General features: G+C 72.0%; 16 protein-coding genes and 1 riboswitch. Of the genes, 8 read left to right on the top strand and 8 right to left on the bottom strand.

The features are described 5' to 3' along the window. Positions 1–26 precede the first annotated feature (26 nt). Together LN042_RS31420 and LN042_RS31415 are read left to right on the top strand one after the other, a co-directional pair. A complete protein-coding gene (locus tag LN042_RS31420; protein WP_230054829.1) occupies positions 27–1,727 on the top strand; it encodes a glycoside hydrolase family 13 protein in 1,701 nt (566 codons plus the stop codon). A 1-nt stretch (position 1,728) separates the two neighbouring features. Continuing rightward, a complete protein-coding gene (locus LN042_RS31415) occupies positions 1,729–2,772 on the top strand; it encodes a LacI family DNA-binding transcriptional regulator (protein WP_230054828.1) in 1,044 nt (347 codons plus the stop codon). Between the two features lie 358 nt (positions 2,773–3,130). Here LN042_RS31415 and LN042_RS37475 read toward each other — a convergent pair whose 3' ends face one another. After that, positions 3,131–4,294 carry a transglycosylase family protein gene (locus LN042_RS37475; RefSeq protein ID WP_283843973.1) on the bottom strand — a complete coding sequence of 388 codons (1,164 nt, stop codon included), beginning with the start codon at positions 4,292–4,294 and terminating at the stop codon, positions 3,131–3,133. A 7-nt stretch (positions 4,295–4,301) separates the two neighbouring features. Beyond that, positions 4,302–4,446, bottom strand: a riboswitch (cyclic di-AMP (ydaO/yuaA leader). Between the two features lie 509 nt (positions 4,447–4,955). After that, positions 4,956–5,918 carry a sirohydrochlorin chelatase family protein gene (locus LN042_RS31400; protein WP_230054827.1) on the bottom strand — a complete coding sequence of 321 codons (963 nt, stop codon included), beginning with the start codon at positions 5,916–5,918 and terminating at the stop codon, positions 4,956–4,958. 473 nt (positions 5,919–6,391) lie between these two features. Between LN042_RS31400 and LN042_RS31395 the strand changes: the two genes are divergently transcribed. Further along, the gene (locus tag LN042_RS31395; RefSeq protein WP_101379175.1) at positions 6,392–6,628 is read left to right on the top strand and encodes a DUF397 domain-containing protein; all 237 of its coding nucleotides are present in this window, start codon (positions 6,392–6,394) and stop codon (positions 6,626–6,628) included. Between the two features lie 218 nt (positions 6,629–6,846). Here the strand turns inward: LN042_RS31395 and LN042_RS31390 are convergent, their stop codons facing one another. Next, positions 6,847–7,548, bottom strand: coding sequence for an ATP-binding protein (locus tag LN042_RS31390; protein WP_308191895.1), 702 nt, complete (start codon positions 7,546–7,548; stop codon positions 6,847–6,849). Positions 7,549–7,776: 228 nt separating this feature from the next. Between LN042_RS31390 and LN042_RS31385 the strand changes: the two genes are divergently transcribed. Next, on the top strand, positions 7,777–8,643 hold the full coding sequence (locus LN042_RS31385; protein ID WP_230054826.1) for a Sco1979 family transcriptional regulator: 867 nt from the start codon (positions 7,777–7,779) through the stop codon (positions 8,641–8,643). Positions 8,644–8,656: 13 nt separating this feature from the next. On the opposite strand, the gene LN042_RS31380 is transcribed toward LN042_RS31385, so the two are convergent. Together LN042_RS31380 and LN042_RS31375 are read right to left on the bottom strand one after the other, a co-directional pair. Next, complete coding sequence (locus LN042_RS31380) at positions 8,657–9,301, bottom strand: TetR/AcrR family transcriptional regulator (RefSeq protein ID WP_230054825.1); 645 nt, start codon at positions 9,299–9,301, stop codon at positions 8,657–8,659. A gap of 204 nt (positions 9,302–9,505) precedes the next feature. Next, entirely contained in the window at positions 9,506–11,026 is a 1,521-nt protein-coding gene (locus LN042_RS31375; RefSeq protein ID WP_230054824.1) for an MFS transporter, read from the bottom strand. A gap of 88 nt (positions 11,027–11,114) precedes the next feature. Here LN042_RS31375 and LN042_RS31370 point away from each other — a divergent pair, with 88 nt between their 5' ends. After that, positions 11,115–11,531 (top strand): MarR family winged helix-turn-helix transcriptional regulator, encoded by a 417-nt coding sequence (locus LN042_RS31370; RefSeq protein ID WP_308191894.1) that lies wholly within the window; start codon positions 11,115–11,117, stop codon positions 11,529–11,531. A 37-nt stretch (positions 11,532–11,568) separates the two neighbouring features. Here the strand turns inward: LN042_RS31370 and LN042_RS31365 are convergent, their stop codons facing one another. Beyond that, positions 11,569–12,531 (bottom strand): M56 family metallopeptidase, encoded by a 963-nt coding sequence (locus LN042_RS31365; RefSeq protein WP_230054823.1) that lies wholly within the window; start codon positions 12,529–12,531, stop codon positions 11,569–11,571. 152 nt (positions 12,532–12,683) lie between these two features. Beyond that, the gene (locus tag LN042_RS31360) at positions 12,684–13,214 is read right to left on the bottom strand and encodes a DUF5134 domain-containing protein (RefSeq protein ID WP_230054822.1); all 531 of its coding nucleotides are present in this window, start codon (positions 13,212–13,214) and stop codon (positions 12,684–12,686) included. A gap of 366 nt (positions 13,215–13,580) precedes the next feature. Here LN042_RS31360 and LN042_RS31355 point away from each other — a divergent pair, with 366 nt between their 5' ends. From LN042_RS31355 to LN042_RS31345, 3 genes are read left to right on the top strand one after another with little or no spacing between them, the layout of a single operon-like run. Continuing rightward, the gene (locus LN042_RS31355; RefSeq protein ID WP_230054821.1) at positions 13,581–14,981 is read left to right on the top strand and encodes a DUF6421 family protein; all 1,401 of its coding nucleotides are present in this window, start codon (positions 13,581–13,583) and stop codon (positions 14,979–14,981) included. After that, positions 14,978–15,730 (top strand): SDR family NAD(P)-dependent oxidoreductase, encoded by a 753-nt coding sequence (locus tag LN042_RS31350; protein ID WP_230054820.1) that lies wholly within the window; start codon positions 14,978–14,980, stop codon positions 15,728–15,730. The genes LN042_RS31355 and LN042_RS31350 overlap by 4 nt, the downstream gene beginning before the upstream one ends. Then, a complete protein-coding gene (locus tag LN042_RS31345; protein WP_230054819.1) occupies positions 15,727–16,794 on the top strand; it encodes a threonine aldolase family protein in 1,068 nt (355 codons plus the stop codon). Before LN042_RS31350 ends, LN042_RS31345 begins: the two co-directional genes overlap by 4 nt. A 28-nt stretch (positions 16,795–16,822) precedes the next feature. On the opposite strand, the gene LN042_RS31340 is transcribed toward LN042_RS31345, so the two are convergent. Further along, positions 16,823–17,722, bottom strand: a complete 900-nt coding sequence (locus tag LN042_RS31340; protein ID WP_230054818.1) for a hypothetical protein — start codon at positions 17,720–17,722, stop codon at positions 16,823–16,825. Positions 17,723–18,007 lie beyond the last annotated feature (285 nt).

Genomic DNA, 18,007 nt, shown 5'->3' with positions numbered 1-18,007 from the left:
CTACGTCCCCAAGGGATCTGCTCTCCATGACCCAGGCTTCCTCGACCCGAAGCGCGGCCGACACCTCCCGGCCCGCCCTCGCCACCGCCGACACCCCGGCGGCCGGCGAGCCCAGAGGCTGGTGGCGGGACGCGGTCATCTACCAGGTGTACCCGCGCAGTTTCGCCGACGCCAACGGCGACGGCATGGGGGACCTGCCCGGCATCCGCAGCCGGCTGCCCCACCTGCGCGACCTCGGAGTGGACGCGGTCTGGCTCTCCCCGTTCTACGCCTCGCCGCAGGCCGACGCCGGCTACGACGTGGCCGACTACCGCGCGGTGGACCCGATGTTCGGCACCCTGCTGGACGCCGACGCGCTGATCCGCGACGCCCACGCGCTGGGCCTGCGGATCATCGTGGACCTGGTCCCCAACCACTCCTCCAACCAGCACGAGTGGTTCCAGCGCGCGCTGCGCGAGGGGCCCGGCTCCCCGCTGCGGGACCGCTACCACTTCCGGGCCGGCCGCGGCACGGCCGGCGAACTGCCGCCCAACGACTGGGAGTCCATCTTCGGCGGCCCGGCCTGGACCCGCACCGAGAACCCGGACGGCACCCCGGGGGAGTGGTACCTGCACCTGTTCGCCCCGGAGCAGCCCGACTTCAACTGGGAGAGCCCCGCGGTCGCCGACGAGTTCCGCTCGATCCTGCGGTTCTGGCTGGACATGGGCGTCGACGGCTTCCGGGTCGACGTCGCGCACGGCCTGGTCAAGGCCCCCGGCCTGCCCGACCTCGGCGCCCACGACCAGCTGAAGCTGCTCGGCAACGACGTGATGCCGTTCTTCGACCAGGACGGCGTGCACCAGATCTACCGCGCCTGGCGGAAGATCCTGGACGAGTACCCGGGCGAGCGGATCCTGGTCGCCGAGGCCTGGACCCCCACCGTCGAGCGCACCGCCAACTACGTGCGCCCCGACGAGATGCACCAGGCGTTCAACTTCCAGTACCTGTCGACCTACTGGGACGCCACCGCGCTGCGCCAGGTGATCGACGCCTCGCTGGACGCGATGCGCCCGGTCGGCGCGCCCACCACCTGGGTGCTCTCCAACCACGACGTCACCCGGCACGCCACCCGGTTCGGCAACCCGCCCGGCGGCACCCAGCTGCGCACCGCCGGCGACCGCGAACTCGGTCTGCGCCGGGCCCGGGCCGCCACCCTGCTGATGCTGGCGCTGCCCGGCTCCGCCTACCTCTACCAGGGCGAGGAGCTCGGCCTGCCGGACGTCACCGACCTGCCCGACGAGGTCCGCCAGGACCCGTCCTACTTCCGGGCCAGCGGCCAGGACGGCTTCCGCGACGGCTGCCGGGTGCCGATCCCGTGGTCCGGCAGCGCCGCGCCCTACGGCTTCGGGCCGACGGCCGGCGGCCCCAGCTGGCTGCCGCAGCCCGCCGAGTGGGCCTCCTTGAGCGTCGAGGCGCAGACCGGCGACCCGGCCTCCACGCTGGAGCTCTACCGCAGCGCGCTGGCGATCCGGCGACGGCAGCCGGAGCTGGGTGCGGGCGACCGGGTCGAGTGGCTGGACACCCCGCCCGGGGTGCTGATGTTCCGGCGGGGCGACTTCGTCTGCGCCGTCAACACCACCGGTCAACCAGTGGAGTTGACGGTTGCCGGGACCCTGCTGCTCAGCTCCGCGGAGGACCGGCAGCCGGGGGTGCTGCCCGCGGACAGCACCAGCTGGTGGGCAGTGTGACATGGTTGCAATAGGCTCTGGGCTCGTGACTACGGCGCGACTCTCTGACATCGCGGCGCAGGCTGGGGTCAGCGAGGCCACCGTCAGCCGCGTCCTCAACGGCAAGGCGGGCGTCTCGGCGACCACCCGCCAGACCGTGCTGGCGGCCCTCGACGTGCTCGGCTACGAGCGGCCGACCCGGCTGCGCCAGCGCAGCGCCGGCCTGATCGGGCTGATCACCCCGGAGCTGAGCAACCCGATCTTCCCCGCGCTGGCCCAGGTGATCGAGCAGGTGCTCAGCCGGCACGGCTACACCCCGGTGCTCTGCACCCAGACCCCCGGCGGGTCCACCGAGGACGAACTGGTCGAGATGCTGGTGGACCGCCAGGTCGCGGGCATCGTCTTCGTCTCCGGGCTGCACGCCGACACCACCGCCGACCACGACCGGTACGCCAAACTGACGGGCCGTCAGGTGCCCTTCGTGCTGATCAACGGCTACAGCGAGAAGATCGCCGCGCCGTTCATCTCGCCGGACGACCGGGCCGCGATGTGGATGGCGGTGCAGCACCTGGCCGAGCTCGGGCACGAGCGGATCGGGCTGGCGGTCGGCCAGCGCCGCTTCGTGCCGGTGCAGCGCAAGATCGAGGGCTTCACCGCCGCGATGCGGTCGGTGCTCGGGGTCACCGCCGAGGACGCCGAGCAGCTGGTGCACTCCACCCTGTTCAGCGTGGAGGGCGGGCACGCGGCCGCCGGCGCGCTGCTCGACCGGGGCTGCACCGCGATCGTCTGCGGCAGCGACATGATGGCGCTGGGCGCGATCCGGGCGGTGCGGCAGCGCGGGCTGAGCGTACCGGGGGACATCTCGGTGGTCGGCTTCGACGACTCGCCGCTGATCGCCTTCACCGAGCCGCCGCTCACCACCATCCGCCAGCCGGTGGAGGCGATGGCCACCGCCGCCGTGGACGCGCTGCTCGAGGAGGTCGGCGGGCAGTCGACCCAGCGGGGCGAGTTCATGTTCCAGCCGGAGCTGGTGATGCGCGGCTCCACCGGAGCGCGGGCGCGGTAACGGACCATCGGGAAGCCGCTCAGCGGATGCCGTCGGCCCTTCGGGGTCGGCGGCATCCGCGTTCGCGAGCCCGAGGCGCCGGCTCCCGGCGCTCCGGACGCGGTCACCCGGACTCGGCGCCGCCGCGCCGCTCATGGGGCAGCCGGCCCGGGCCGTCGGCCCCGCCGGGGCGGCACCGGTGCACCGGGAGCGCGCCGGGTGGCCACGGACGACCAGTCGCCGGAGCCCTCGGTGCGCCCGGTCGTGCCGCCTCCCGCCGGGGCCCGACCGGAACGGCCGAGGGCCGCCCCACGTGCGGGAGGCGGCCCTCGGCTGATCAGGGGCGCGGCGGGTCGGTGCCCGCCGGCTGTGCGGCGGGTCAGACCCGGCCGGCGAAGCTCGGGGTGTAGTTCGCGATGGTCTCGTACTTCACGCCGGAGCTCGGGTTGGCGGCCTCGACGAACTTGCCGTCGCCCACGTACAGGCCCACGTGGTAGACGCCGGAGGCGGCGCCGTTGTTGGACCAGAAGAGCAGGTCGCCGGGCTGCAGGTCGTCCAGCGAGACCCGGGTGGAGGCGGCGGCCTGGTCGGCGGCGATGCGCGGGATGGAGATGCCGGCCTGGGCCATCGCGGCCTGGGTCAGGCCCGAGCAGTCCCAGCCGCCGTTGCCGGTACCGCCCCAGACGTACGCCTGGCCGACCTTGGACTCCGCGAAGCTGACCGCGGCGGCGAGGGCACCGGTGGCGCTCTGGGCGCTGGAGCCGGTCTGCAGGCTGGTGGTGCGGGCCGGGATCGCCGCCGGGGCCGGGGTGGCGGCGTCCGAGGACTCGTCAGTGTTCTTGGCGGGAGTGGCGGGGGTGGCCACGGCGACCGCGCCCAGGTCGAGCTTCTCGCCCGGGTAGATCCAGTTCGGACCCTGGGTCAGCACCGACTTGTTGAGCTCGTAGAGCTTCTGCCAGCCGCCGTCCACGTTGTGCTTCTGGGCGATGGTGGACAGCCAGTCGCCGGCCAGCACGGTGTAGCTCTGGTGCTCGGTGCGCTGCGCCGGGGCGGCCGGCTGGGCCGGGGCCGGCTGCTGGGTCGGGGTCTGCTGCGCCGGGGCCGGCTGCTGAGCCGGGGCGGCCGGAGCCGGGGTGGCGGGGTTCGGGTTGACCTGCGCCGGGGCACCGCCCTGGGTCAGGCCCGCCTGGATCGAGCAGACCGGCCAGGCGCCGGGGCCCTGGTCGGCGAGCACCTTCTCGGCGACGGCGATCTGCTGGTCCTTGGTGGCCTGGTTGGCCTGCGGGGCGTACTGGGTGCCACCGTAGGCCGCCCAGGTCGAGGAGGTGAACTGGAGGCCGCCGTAGAAGCCGTTGCCGGTGTTGATGCTCCAGTTGCCGCTGCTCTCACAGGCAGCGACCTTGTCCCAGACCGAGACCGGTGCGGCGGAGGCGGTGGTGGCGGTGATGCACGGCAGCGCCAGTCCCAGGCCGAGCAGGCCGGTGGCGGCGATCGCGCGCTTGGCGTTGCGGGACGGACGGTTCGTGCCAGTCGTGGGCAGCATGAAGACGCGTTCCTCTCCTACGCCTACGAGGTGAGCTGTCGGGTTCGGACTGGAGTTGCCCGGCCGTGCGTGCACGGCTTCACCCCAAGCCCCGGTCTTCCGGGGCGGCTTACCTGGGTCCCCCGCTCCTGCCGTGGTTGCGTTTTCGCGCCGCCAGCAGGGCCGGTGGCAGGACTCGGCGTCCGGCCCGCTGGGTCCGTGTGACCACGAACGGGGAGCACGTTAGACAGACATAAGAAGGATTCGCAAACGACTGTGAGAGACATCACATGGCATTCACTTGACCTTCAAGATCGAAGTGTGCGATCGGCTGATGGACCGTTGGCTGGGAAGCGGGCAACCGGGTTGTTCGCCAGCGAAGTTGCCGCCGTTTCAGGCTGACGGGCCGTGCAAAGCCCGGCGGTGTCGCAAGAAGTACTCCCGGCAAGTTCACAGGGACTCGAAGGCGGCCTGGCAGGCATCCGTTATCGATTCGAGACCCCGCGCCTGACGGGGTGCTAGTGCGGTCAAAACGGACAGATACGGGCAGATTGACGAAGCCTGGGACACCGTGTCCGCGAACTGACCACCTGCCAGCGGAAGCGGTGGGCCCGGGCGCAACGCGAAAGGCCCTGTCCGCGCCTCAGGGGGCGCGGACAGGGCCAGACGGACGTGCGGGGGCTCAGCCCTCCTCGGTGACCTCCGGGGCGGCCTGCGCGGGGAACTGGGGGTCCTCCGTGGTCGGCTCGGGCTCGGCGGGAGCGGGCAGTGCGGCCAGGTACACCGAGGCGATCAGCTGGCCGACCGTCGGGTAGGCGCCGATCGGCGCGGCGCTCGGGCAGCCGGTCTCCTCGGCGGCGGCCAGCAGCGCGTCGCCGCTCGCCTCGGGGCCGATCACCAGCGGGGCCAGGGCGGGCCGCTGCGAGCCGGTGGCCCGCAGGTGCTCGACGGCGCCGGCCACCGAGCCGGGCACGTCCAGGGCGGCGGCCACCACCGGCACCGCCAGCCGGGCGGCGAGCAGCACGCCGGTGACACCGGCCGCCGCGGCGGCCTCCTCGCCGCCCACCGTGGTCAGCACCACGCCGTCGGCGGCCGTGGCGATGGCGAACAGGCGGGCGCGGTCGGCACGGGCCAGGCCGGCCTCGGAGAGCCGCACGTGCACGGCCTCGGCCAGCAGCGGGTGCGGGCCGAGCGGCTCGGTCACCTGCGCCCCGGTCTCGGCGGCGAGCTGGTGCAGCCCGGCCAGGAAGTCGTGCGGTCCGGCGACCAGCGGCACCACGATCGGGGCGGGCAGGCCCAGATCGGCGGCCCGGGCCACCAGGTCGGCCACCGTGGGGGCGACGTCGGCCGGCTTCGCCCGAGGGGCGTCCGGCTCGTCCTGCTCCTCCTCGGCCACCGGCTCGGCGGCCGGGCCCGGCAGCCAGCCGGCCAGCATTTCGATGCCGGGCTGCTCGCCGCGGATCACCGAGATCAGCTCGTCCACCACCGAGACCGTCTCGGGCGTCGCCTCGGCCGGCACCGCGAGGACCAGCGGCGCCGCGCCGACCGGAACCTCGGGGCGCTCGGGACGGCGGTGGCGCCCCCGTGATCGGGAGCCTGGCGTGCGGACGGGCAGTGGTGCGCCCGGGATGGCTGCAGTGCTCATGGCGCAGAATCGTAGGACATGCGCGTGATCAGTACGCATCGGGCTGCCGATCGATTGTCCGCCGTCCAGTTCTTCTCCACCGGCGGCAGGGCGCGGTGTCCGGGAAACCACCCTCATTTGGCGTTGATGTGACGGAGTGTGAGGGTTCGGCTGCGAACTCGACCATTGAATGGGCCTGTCAATGGTTGAACCGGTCAGAGAGCGCGGGAAGTGCCCTGACGCGGGGTGACGACGAGGAGGGTGAATCGCCCTCAATTGCCCGATCCATCCGCCGCATTGTGTCGGTTTGGCGCGGGTTTGCCACATCAAGTTCCTGACGGTGCACGCGCAAAATCGCATGCCGATGCACGTGCATTAGCGTTATCATCACGACAAGTAAGGCATTCGCCCTGCCCGTACGAGCCGGAGGCGGCCGGCGGCCGGAGCGGTCGGGCGCCGAGCGCTATGAGCACTCCAGCTCTTGGGAGAATTCGATGCACCACACGTACAACGGCATGCCCGCAGCGGACCTCGAAGGCGTGGTCTGGCAGAAGAGTCGCCACAGCAACTCCAAGGGCAACTGCGTGGAGCTGGCGGCCCTCGACGGCGGCGCCGTCGCCATGCGCAACTCTCGCTTCCCGGACGGCCCGGCACTCATCTACACCCGGGACGAGATCGAGGCACTCCTGCTCGGCGTCAAGGACGGGGAGTTCGACCACCTGGTCGCCTGACACCTGATCCAGCGTCAGGGCTGTTGGCGGGCCCGGCGGATCGAACCGGACGCCGCCGCGGCGAAGGGAGGCTGCGGCGGCGTTCCGCACGTCCTCGGCGCCGCTCGTCGGTCGGTCCGTCGGCGCCCCTGGTCCGTCGGTCCGGGAGCGGCGCCGGCGATCGGGCGGGAGAACGCGAAACGCCGCGCGACGGCGCGGCGTTCGGTGGGCGGGGCCGGTCAGGCGGAGCGGCGGTGGCGTCCGATCGTCACGCCGTCAACCACCAGCGAGGGCAGGGCGGATGCCTCCTCGGTCTGGAACACGGCCCAGACCACCTTGCCGGTTCCGGAAGCCAGCGGGTGCCACCCCCAGGAGCAGCTGAACGAGTCGACCAGGTGCAGCCCCCGCCCCGACTCGGCCACGAAGTCGGCCTCCCTGGTGACCGGTCCCTGACTGCTCGGATCGCTGACGGCGCAGACCAGTTGGGGCGCCCGGTGCACCAGGCTGATCCGGATCGGCAGCCGGCCGTCGGCCGGACCGGACTGGACCGGGAACGGCTGGTGGCCCGGCAGGTCCGTCGCGGTCGGACGGCCGACCGCGTGCCGCAGTGCATTGGTGACCAACTCCGAAGCGACCAGCGCGACATCGTCGAACATGCCGCCCAGGCCCCAGCGCTGCAGCGAACCCTTGGCGAAGTCGCGCGCGGCCTTCACCGCGTCATAGCGAGGGGGGAGCGTGCAGGTGACCACGTCAGGGTCGATGGCAAGCGCCGTACCGGTGCCCATGAAGAGCTCCTCCCATAAGGGGGCGGACACGGCTGGACCCGGCGGGGTCATGCCGGTCACCTCCGACTCGCTCGGCCGCTTCGCCGTCGCCTCGACCACGTGCAGGGGGTCGACGACGAAGCCCGCGGGACTGTCACAGGGGGTGTGCAACTGCACGTGCACCATCGTGCTCTGTGCTCACGGCGGATGCAAGAGTCGATTCACGTGCAGTCGCACTATTGGCATATGCAGGCGCCGGATGCACGTGCATCCGTACGTGCGGATGGACGTGCTGATGGACGTGCCGATGCAAAATTGGTAGATCCTTGTACTGGTACAGGCACTGTGAGCGGCCGGATGATGGCAGACTGTGCGCTGTTTTCCTGAGGCGGAGGTTCCCACGGCATGACCACAGTGCAGCCCGGCGGCGGTTCGATGGTGCGCCGGATCCTCCTGGGTTCCCAGCTGCGCAGGCTGCGCGAGGCCCGCGGCGTCACCCGGGAGGACGCCGGGTACGCCATCCGCGCCTCCGAGTCGAAGATCAGCCGGATGGAACTGGGGCGGGTCAGCTTCAAGGAGCGCGATGTCGCCGACCTGCTGACCCTCTACGGCGTGACCGACGGCGAGGAGCGCGAGTCGCTGCTCGGCCTGGTCCGCGAGGCCAACAAGTCCGGCTGGTGGCACAGCTTCAGTGACGTGCTGCCGGGCTGGTTCCAGACCTACGTCGGCCTGGAGGAGGCAGCCTCGCTGATCCGCACCTACGAGGTGCAGTTCATCCCCGGCCTGCTGCAGTCCGAGGCGTACGCCCGCGCCGTCTTCACCCAGAGCAGCCCGACCCTCGGCGAGGAGGAGGTCGAGCGCCTGGTCGGCCTGCGACTGCGCCGCCAGAAGCTGCTGGCGGAGGGGCAGGGCCCGCGGCTGTGGGCGGTGATCGACGAGGCGGCGCTGCGCCGGCCGGTCGGCGGCCCCAAGGTGATGCGCGGCCAGCTCCAGTACCTGATCGACATCGCTGAGCAGCCCAACGTGGTGATCCAGGTGATGCCGTTCCGGTTCGGTGCGCACGCCGGGGAGAGCGGCGCCTTCAGCATCCTGCGCTTCCCCGAGCAGGACCTCGCCGACGTGGTCTACCTGGAGCAGCTGACCAGCGCGCTCTACCTGGACAAGCGGGACGACGTGGACGCCTACGTCCAGGTGATGGAACGCCTCTGCGTGGACAGCCTCACCCCGGAGAAGACCACCGACCTGCTGACGTCCATCCTGGCCGAGAACTGATCCGGCGACCCGGTCAGCCGGAGGCCAGGTGCGCCCAGTCCGGCCGGCCGGGACACCCGTCCTCCGGCGGCCGCCCCAACTCCCAGGGCAGGCCGTAGCGGGCGAAGAGATCGGCCCGGATCGGCGGCAGCGGGGTCTGCGCGCCGGGCAGCAGCACACCGATGCAGCCGCCCATCAACGCGCTGCGCAGCACCGCGTGTTCGGCCACCGGGTCGGTCGCGCCCCAGTCCGCCAGCACCTTCCGCAGGAGCGTGCCGAGCTGCTGCTGCTCCGGATCCTGGACGAAGCCGCCGGTGTCCGGGTCGAGGATCAGCGCCAGGTGCGAGCGCATCACCCGCGGATGGTCCAGTGCGGTGCGCAGGACTTGGTCGATCGCCGCGGCCAGTCGCTCCTGCGGTGAAGCGTCCGGCGGCAGTTCGGCCAGTGCGGCGGCCAGCTCCAGGTGCATCAGCCGGTGGGTGGCGGACTGCATGAGGAGCCGTTTGCCGTCGAAGTAGTAGGAGACCAGTCCGCGGGCGAGCCCGGCGCGTTCGGCGATGTCGGCGAGCGTGGTGGCGGCGTAACCGCGCTGGTCCACCAGTTCCACCGTGGCGCGCATCAGCCGGCGCCGGGAGCGCAGTCGCATCTCCTCGTTGACCGATTCCCCGCGAGGTGCCATCGTGTCAGCTCCGTACGTTGGTTGGCTCTGGGTCAACACGTGCTGACCGAGAGTGGCCGACCTGCGCCCGAGGCGATGGCTGGCGCGGGTCCGTACGGGGCCGGTGTCGGTCTCACCAGAACGGGGGACTGGTGAGACCGGCGCCCACCGAACGGCGTGGTGGCGCCGGTTCGGTGGGTGCCGACCTCGGGAACTGCCGGTCCGTCAGACCCGCTCCTTGAGGGCCGCCCCGGAGTCGGCCCGCCGGTAATCGTAGTCCGGCACCGAGTGGCGCACCCCGGCCCTGCGGCGGTCCAGCACCGCACCGGCCGCAGTGATCAGCAGACCGGCCAGCGCCACCACCGTGACCAGCACCAACGCCGGACGGTAGCCGTCGAGTTGATCCTGCGCGCTGGTGCCGCCGTGGCTGCCGGCGGTGAGCACGGCGGTGGTCACCGCCAGCACCAGCGCGTTGCCCACCTGGATCGCGGTGTTCACCAACCCGGAGGCGAGGCCCTGCTCCTCGTCGGCCACGCCGTTGGTGGCGGCGATGTTGACCGAGGGGTAGAAGAGCGCGAAGCCGATGCCGAGCAGCAGCATGGTCGGCAGCACCAGGCCCAGGAAGGTGCCGTGCGGGCCGAGCCGCAGGAACAGCGCGTAGCCGATCAGCATCGCCAGGCTGCCCAGCGGGAGCAGTCGGCCGGTGCCGTAGCGGTCCACGATCGCGCCCATCCTGGTGGCCGACAGGGCCACGAGTGCGCCGGCCGGCAGCAGCCCGAAGCCCATCTGCAGCGCCGACCAGTGCAGGGTCCGCTGCAGGTAGAGCGCGATGATGAACTGGAAGCCCGCGTAGGAGCCCATCAGCAGGAGCGCGGTCGAATTGGCCCGGGCCACGGCGCCGTTGCGGAAGATGCCGAGCCGGACCAGGGGGTGCGCGGTGCGCTGCTCGATCACCAGGAAGGCGACCAGCAGCACGGCCACGGCGAACAGCGAGCCGATGGTGCGGGCCGTCGCCCAACCCACGCTCTGCGCCTCGGTGACGGTGAAGACCAGCAGCAGCAGCGCGGCGGTGCCGGTGATCGCGCCGAGCACGTCGTAGCCGCCGTCGCCGCGCTCATGGGCGTGCTTGGGCAGCACCCGCAGGGCGAAGACCAGGGCGATCACGGCCACCGGCACCGGCATCAGGAACGTCCAGCGCCAACCCACCGAGGTGAGCAGGCCGCTGAGCACCAAGCCCAGCGAGTAGCCGCTCGCGCCGCAGGTGGTGAAGATCGACAGCGCCTTGTTGCGGGCCGGCCCCTCGGGGAAGGTGGTGGTGATGATGGAGAGCGCGGCCGGGGCGGTGAAGGCGGCGCTGGCGCCCTTGAGGAAGCGGGCGCCGATCAGCAGGTTGCCGTCGTGCAACAGGCCGCCGAGCAGCGAGGCGCCGGCGAAGACGGCGAGTGCGATCAGGAACACCCGGCGCCGGCCCAGCAGGTCGGCGGCGCGGCCGCCGAGCAGCAACAGGCCGCCGTAGCCGAGCACGTAGCCGGAGACCACCCACTGGAGGGTCGACGTCGACAGCTTCAGGTCGCCGCCGATGGACGGCAGTGCGACGCCGACCATCGAGACGTCGAGGGCGTCCAGGAAGAGTGCGGCACAGAGCACGATCAGGGCGCCCCAGAGGCGGGGGCTCCAGTGCTCGTGTCCTGACGGGGCATCAGTCGGCGATGGCTTCTGGTCGGTTGGCTTGGTGTTGGTCGGCATGGGTGTGACACTACATGCATGTGCAATCAATGCAAGTAGATTTAATTCTGTTGCATATTGTTCATGTGCATGTGATAAGGTCGGCGGTGTGTCCGAGATCGACGCGGCCGAGTCGGCCGACCTGGTCGCCGCCTGGCGCGAGCTGCTGGCTCGCCACGCGGCCACTGCCTGCGCCCTGGACCGGGAGTTGGGGGAGCGCTTCGGGCTCGGCATGAGCGAGTTCGAGGTGCTGGAGCGGCTGGCCGAGTCGCGCGACGAGTGGGCCGGGAAGCTGCGGGTGCAGGAGCTCGGCGAGAAGGTGCACCTGAGCCAGAGTGCGCTCTCCCGGCTGATCGGCCGGCTGGAGAAGGACGGCCTGGTCGAGCGCCACATGTGCACGGAAGACCGCCGGGGCGTCTTCGTGCTGCTCTCCGAGGTGGGCTGGCAGCGCTACCAGGAGGCCCGGCCGCTCCACCGCGCGGTACTGCGGCGCTCCCTGATGGGGCGTCAGCCGAGCTGCGGCTAGCGGTTCTCGCCAGTCGCCGGGGGCCATCGCCCCGGGGTCAGCGCAGCGCGCCCAGCCCCGGCGCGGCCGCCAGCAGCAGCACGGTGGCCGGCGCACCCAGGGCCAGCAGGGTCAACCGCAGCCGGCTGCCCACCGGTAGCCGCGGCTCGCCCGCCAGTAGCCGGTCCACCCGGCGCGGTGCCTGCGCCAACTGGCCCGGCCCGTACGACCCGGAGCAGCCCTCGAACACCCCGCGCCCGGCGTTGATCTCGACCATCGCGTGCGCGGTGGTCATCCGCCCGTGCCGGCGGGCCGCCCGGTCGTCGGCGGCCAACTCCACCAACTCGCCCACCTGGTCGCGGAACGCGGTGAAGACGGTGACCCTCGGGAAGCCCGCGGCGAGCGCCTGCGCACCCTGCGACAGCCAGTGGTGTCGGGCCCGGACATGGACGCGCTCATGACTGAGCACCGCCTCCAACTCCCGGTCGGTCAACCGGCGCAACGCACCCGTGGTGACCACCAGCCGGGACTGCGGACCGGGGAGCGACCAGGCGTCGGGCCGCACGTTCTCCAGCACCACCAGCCGCTCGCGGCGGGCCGGCGGCGCTCCGATGCCGACCGGCAACTCCGGTGCCCGGTGCGCCAGTTCGCGGTGCCGGCTCTCCCGCAGCGCGCGAGCCGCGCGGATCTCCCGGACCAGCGAGACCCCCGTCCACGCACCGCCGAGCGCCAGCAGTGCCGCAACCAGGCGACCCCAGCCCTCCGCGTCGACCAGCTGGTAGGCGGCCTCCACACCGGGCGGCGCACCTGTGAAGATCATGGCGCGCACGGCGGGCAGCGCGGCCGCGACCGAGAGCAGCAGGCTCAGCGCGCAGCAGAGCAGCACCGCCACCACCAGGCACTGCCAGACCAGCAGCGCCAGCACCGGTTCACGGTCGACCCAGCGGGCCCGGGCCAGCAGGAGGGGCCCGCCGGTGGCGAGCACGAATCCGAGCAGCAGCAGGCCGAGCAGGGCCGTCATGGCAGCAAGTCCCCCTGAGGGAAGGCGCGACAGAACGCTGCGCTCAATCTAGGCCCTCGCCCGGGCACGCGGAACCATCGGCCCGGCGCCGTGACCAACACCACCGCGCTGCGTCAGCCGGCGGTGTTTCACGACCGTGTACGCACGGTGTGTCAGAGCGCCAGCAGCATCGCGAACATGCCAACGCCCATGGCGAGCCGGCAGGCCTGCGGGACCGGTCCGCCACCGGTGGCCACCCCGTCCGCCGTCAGCAGCCGGCTGCCGGACCAGAGCGCGTAGCCGCCGAAGTAGAGCAGCAGCAGGCCGGTCAGCGGCGGCAGTCCCATCGGCATCACCATGCCCGGGTGCGGCTGCGGCGCCCGCATCGCCAGCGCCATGTAGACCATCGCCGCCGCACCGACCGCGTGGTGCAGCCGGTGCGCCCGCCGGCCGCCGGCCCGCGGGCCGAGCGCGGTGGCCAGTGCGGCGGCGCCCAGTAGTCCGAAGAGCGCCACCCAGAGCGAGGCCGGCAGCCGGTCACCCAGCGTGATCATCGCGGCGGTGCCGAGGCCCATCGCGGCCTCCACCGCGTCCGAGGAGCACGCCCCGTGCCCACCGCGGCCGCGCAACCGCAGCAGGCACAGGACGCCCGTGGCGGTGGTGAGCAGCGCCAGCAGCCAGCTCAGGACGGCCGGTCCGTGCATCGCTCGCCCCCTCCGGGCCGCCCCGGCGCGTTCCGCCGCAGGCGTGCCACCACGATCGCCCGGCTGGACGGCCCACCAGCAGGGCGCGCGCGGGGCGCACGGGGGTGCGGGCCCCGCCGAGGTGACGCAGCGCCCGCCGGGGGAGCGGGCCGGGCGGGGCCCCGGTGGCGGGTGACGGGGTCCGCGGTGACGCTCGAACGGCGGGTTGACCGGCCCACCGGCCCGCCGGGCCGCCGGTCGACTGCAAGGTCCGTGGGTCTTCTCACGTCGGTCCGCGGGTCTTCTCACCCGCCCCCCCTTGAACAGGAGAACCTTTCGTCCTTATCGTGTTCTTGACTCAATAACTTCTGTCGAAGCAGGTCCCCCATGCAGAATCTTTCGTCGAAGCCCACTGCGGCGGCCGACTTTCCGGCGGCGGCCCTGGCCGAGCACCCCGCCTGGCTGCGCCTCAAGACGGCCGTCGAGACGCTGCGCCCGCTGCAGTCGAAGGACGGCTCGATCGACCTGAACACCGTCCAGCGCTCCACCGTGGACCCGCTGCTGGACACCGTGCTCGGCGCGATCCAGGAGCTCGCACCGCTCTTCCCGCACGACGCGGCCTACCTGGACGCCGTCCAGGTCGACCTGCGCAAGTGGGCCGACACCGGCTACCGGGAGCCCGACTTCCTCGACTCCCTGCTCGCCTTCCAGCCCGCCGCCGACCGCGTCGACGGCCTGCCGCACCTGGTCGTCTTCCCGATGTACACCCAGAACGGCAACCCGGACCGCAACCTGGAGGCGGTGCTGCTCAGCGTGGTCTGGCCGGACTGGCTGGCGGAGCTGGAGCGCACCCGCTTCGACAACCCGATGTTCGTCCCGATCACCTTCACCGACTTCACGGCCGGCTACGACACCAACTCCGCCGTGCTCTTCCCGGAGACGGTGTCCGTTCGCCAGGCCCCCGAGCGCTTCACCTGGGGCGGCATCTTCTGCGACCGCGAGGCCGCGCGGTTCCGCGCCGTCTCCGAGTCCGCCATCGACCTGCTCGGCCTGGAGATCCCCGAGGACGCCGCCGCGCTGATCGCCGACCAGGAGCGCGCCCAGCAGACCTTCGTGCTCTGGGACCTGGTCCACGACCGCACCCACAGCCACGGCGACCTGCCGTTCGACCCGTTCATGATCAAGCAGCGCAGCCCGTTCTGGATGTACGGCCTGGAGGAGCTGCGCTGCGACCTGACGGCGTTCAAGGAGGCCGTCCGCCTGGAGGCCGAAGGCTACCCCCAGGGCCGCGACGTGCAGTACGCGATCATCTTCGACCGGATGTTCCGCTTCCCGGTCACCGGTGGCCGGGTGCGCAACTACGACGGCATGGGCGGCCAGCTGCTCTTCGCCTACCTGCACCAGCACGACGCGCTGCGCTGGCGCGACAACAAGCTCAGCATCGACTGGGACCGGGTCGCCGAGGTCACCAACGCGCTCTGCGGCGAGATCGAGGCGCTCTACCGGGCCGGCATCGACCGCCCCAAGACCGCCCACTGGATCGCCGCCTACCAGCTGGTCTCCAAGTACCTCACCCCGCACCCGGCCTCCACCTGGGCCAAGGGCCCCGAGGCCCTGCCGCTGGACACCGTCGACGGCAAGGCGCTCAACAAGGCGCTCTGCGACGCCGTCCACCCGGACGAGTTCCCGCTCAGCATGTTCTACGAGGCCCTCGCCAAGAAGCTCCGCGGGGTCATCGCCGCCACCACCGGTATCACCGGCAACGGTCCCAAGGAGATCGCCGCATGAGCAACACCACCGACCTGACCGGCAAGGTGATCGTGGTCGCCGGTGCCAGTGGCCCGGCCGGCCAGGCCGTGCTGCGCCGGCTCGCCGCCGGCGGCGCCGTGGTGATCGCCGCCGACATCGACCAGCAGCGGCTCGACGAGGCCGCCGCCCACGTGCACACCGCCGTCCCCGACGCCACGGTGCACACCCAGGTCATCGACCTGCTCGACCTGGAGCGGGTGAAGGAGTGGGCCGACCGCCTGGAGGCCGAGCACGGCCGGGTCGACGGCGTGTTCCACCTGGTCGGCGGCTGGCGCGGCAGCAAGACCTTCACCGACACCAAGATCGAGGACTGGGACTTCCTGCACAACACCGTGCTGCGCACCCTGCAGCACACCTCGCTGGCCTTCCAGCCCGCCCTGCTGCGCAGCAAGGACGGCCGCTACGCGATGATCGGCGCCGCCGCCGCGCACAACCCCACCCAGGGCGGCGCCGCCTACACGGCCGCCAAGGCCGCCAGCGAGGCCTGGACGCTCGCCATGGCCCACTCCTTCGCCAAGCAGACCACCGACCCGGACGGCACCCCCACCGCGGCGGCCGTCATCCTGGTGATCAAGGCCCTGCTCACTCCGCAGATGCGGGCCGAGAAGCCGGAGGCCAAGTTCACCGGCTTCACCGACACCGCCGACCTGGCCGACCACCTGGCGGACCTCTGGTCCCGCCCCGCAGCAGAACTGAACGGACAGCACCTGTGGCTGACAGCCCGATGAGCAACACCACCGACGCAGTGCGCCACCACGACCCCGAGACCCGCGGGTTCGCCAGCGACAACTACGCCGGTGTCCACCCGGAGATCCTGGCCGCCATCGCCCTGGCCAACGGCGGCCACCAGATCGCCTACGGCGAGGACCAGTACACCGAGCACCTGCAGAGCGTCTTCAAGCGCCACTTCGGCGACCGCGCCGAGGCCTACCCGGTGTTCAACGGCACCGGCGCCAACGTGGTCGCCCTGCAGGCCCTGCTCCCGCGCTGGGGCGCCGTGATCGCCGCCGAGAGCGCCCACATCAACGTGGACGAGTGCGGCGCGCCGGAGAAGATGGCCGGCATCAAGCTCCACCTGGTGCCCACCCCGGACGGCAAGCTCACCCCCGAGCTGATCGACCGGCAGGCGTACGGCTGGGACGACGAGCACCGCGCCTCGCCGCTCGCCGTCTCCATCACCCAGAGCACCGAGCTCGGCACGCTCTACACGGCGGACGAGGTCAAGGCGATCTGCGAGCACGCCCACGAGCGCGGCATGCTGGTGCACATGGACGGCTCCCGGCTGGCCAACGCGGCCGCCACGCTGGGTGTGCCGTTCCGCGAGTTCACCACCGAGGCCGGCGTCGACGTGCTGTCCTTCGGCGGCACCAAGAACGGCCTGCTGTTCGGCGAGGCCGTGGTGGTGCTCAACCCCGAGCGGGTCCGCAACATCAAGTACCTGCGCAAGATGTCGATGCAGCTCGCCTCGAAGATGCGCTTCGTCTCGGTGCAGTTCGAGGCGCTGCTCACCGGCGACCTGTGGCTGCGCAACGCCGGCCACGCCAACGCCATGGCCAAGCGCCTGGAGACGGCCGTGCGGGGCATCGACGGCATCACCGTGGTCCGCCCGGTGCAGGCCAACGCGGTGTTCGCGATCCTGCCGCGCGAGGTCAGCGAGCGGCTGCAGAAGCGTTACCGCTTCTACTTCTGGAACGAGCACACCGGCGAGGTGCGCTGGATGACCGCCTTCGACACCACGGAGGAGGACATCGACGCCTTCGCCGCGGCGATCGCGGAGGAGATGGCGCGGTAGGTCTCGCCATCTCCGGCCCTGGCCGCTGCTACTGGTCCGCCAGGAGCAGCGGCCAGACCGCGTTCACGGCCTGCGGCGCCCAGACCATGTCGCCGTGGCCGAACCCCGGCACCACCCGGTAGTCCACCCGCGCCCCGCCGGCCCGGATCAGCCGGGCAGCCAGGTCGTGGTCGCCGCGGCCCGACCCGCCGTTGAGCCAGACCACCTCCGCGCGGATCGCCGACCAGTCGATCCGGTACACCTCATCGCGCCCGCCCCAGAGCGCGGCCAGATCCCGCAGCAACGCCACCGGCTGCATCCCGCTGCCCAGTGCCGCCATGGCTCGCGCCCAGACGTCCAGGTCCAGCGACTCGCCGCCGGCGCTGTGCCCGCGGTGGTAGATCCAGTTCGCCGGTCCCGGAAGCTCGCTGGTCCGGGTCAGCGCGTGCGTCAGCCGCTCCCGGGCCTGCGGGCTCCCGTCGGTGGCGGCGAAGGCCGCCTTCAGACCGGGGTCGAGGAGCAGCTCGCCCGCCGCGAGCCGCTGCTGGAACTCGTCGCAGAGCGCGGAAGCCCTGGCGGACCGTTCGGGCTCGGTCCGCGGGTCGTACGGGCCGGTGGTGTCCAGCACCAGGACCCGCTCGGCCGCGCACCCCGGCTGCGCCGCCAGGTCGAGGGCCAGTGCGGCGCCCGCGGAGTGGCCGAGCAGGTCCTGGGGCAGGCCGAGGTGCTCGACGATGGCGGTGAGCACCTGCTCGACATCGGTGCGGTGGGCGGCCAGGCCCCAGGCGGCGGCCTCGCTCGCGTCGCGTGCGTCGGCGGCGTCCTCACGTGGGGTGACGCCGATGGGCAGGTAGCCGTGCTCGGCGAGGAACTCCACCAGACTGCGGTCGCGGGCGGTGGCGAAGTTGGCACGCGCGTTCAACCCGCCGCCGGGGAGCAGAACAGCCACGCGCCGCGGCTCGGCGACCGCGCTCGGAAACACCTCGACCGCCACCGGGAACCCCCGGCAGGCCCGGACGAGTGCCTCGACCGCTGCGGCCGTTTGTTCTGACAGTCGTTCTGTCATGTTCACGAATCGACCCCTCCCTCGGACTGCGCTCCAGAATGCCCGAGCGCCGATTTGCTTGTGGTGCCCGGCTGCCCGTACAGTTCCGGAGTCGCCGCGAGAGGGGCGGCAGAGCGGACCGGAAAGGGAAGCTCCGGTTAATCGGAGTGAAACTGATCTGATAAGCTC

Origin of the sequence: Kitasatospora humi (genome assembly GCF_020907985.1) — a bacterium.
In the GTDB taxonomy this organism is placed as follows: domain Bacteria; phylum Actinomycetota; class Actinomycetes; order Streptomycetales; family Streptomycetaceae; genus Kitasatospora; species Kitasatospora humi.
Note: the sequence above shows the minus strand (reverse complement) of the source record. Positions and strands in the feature narration are given on the sequence as shown.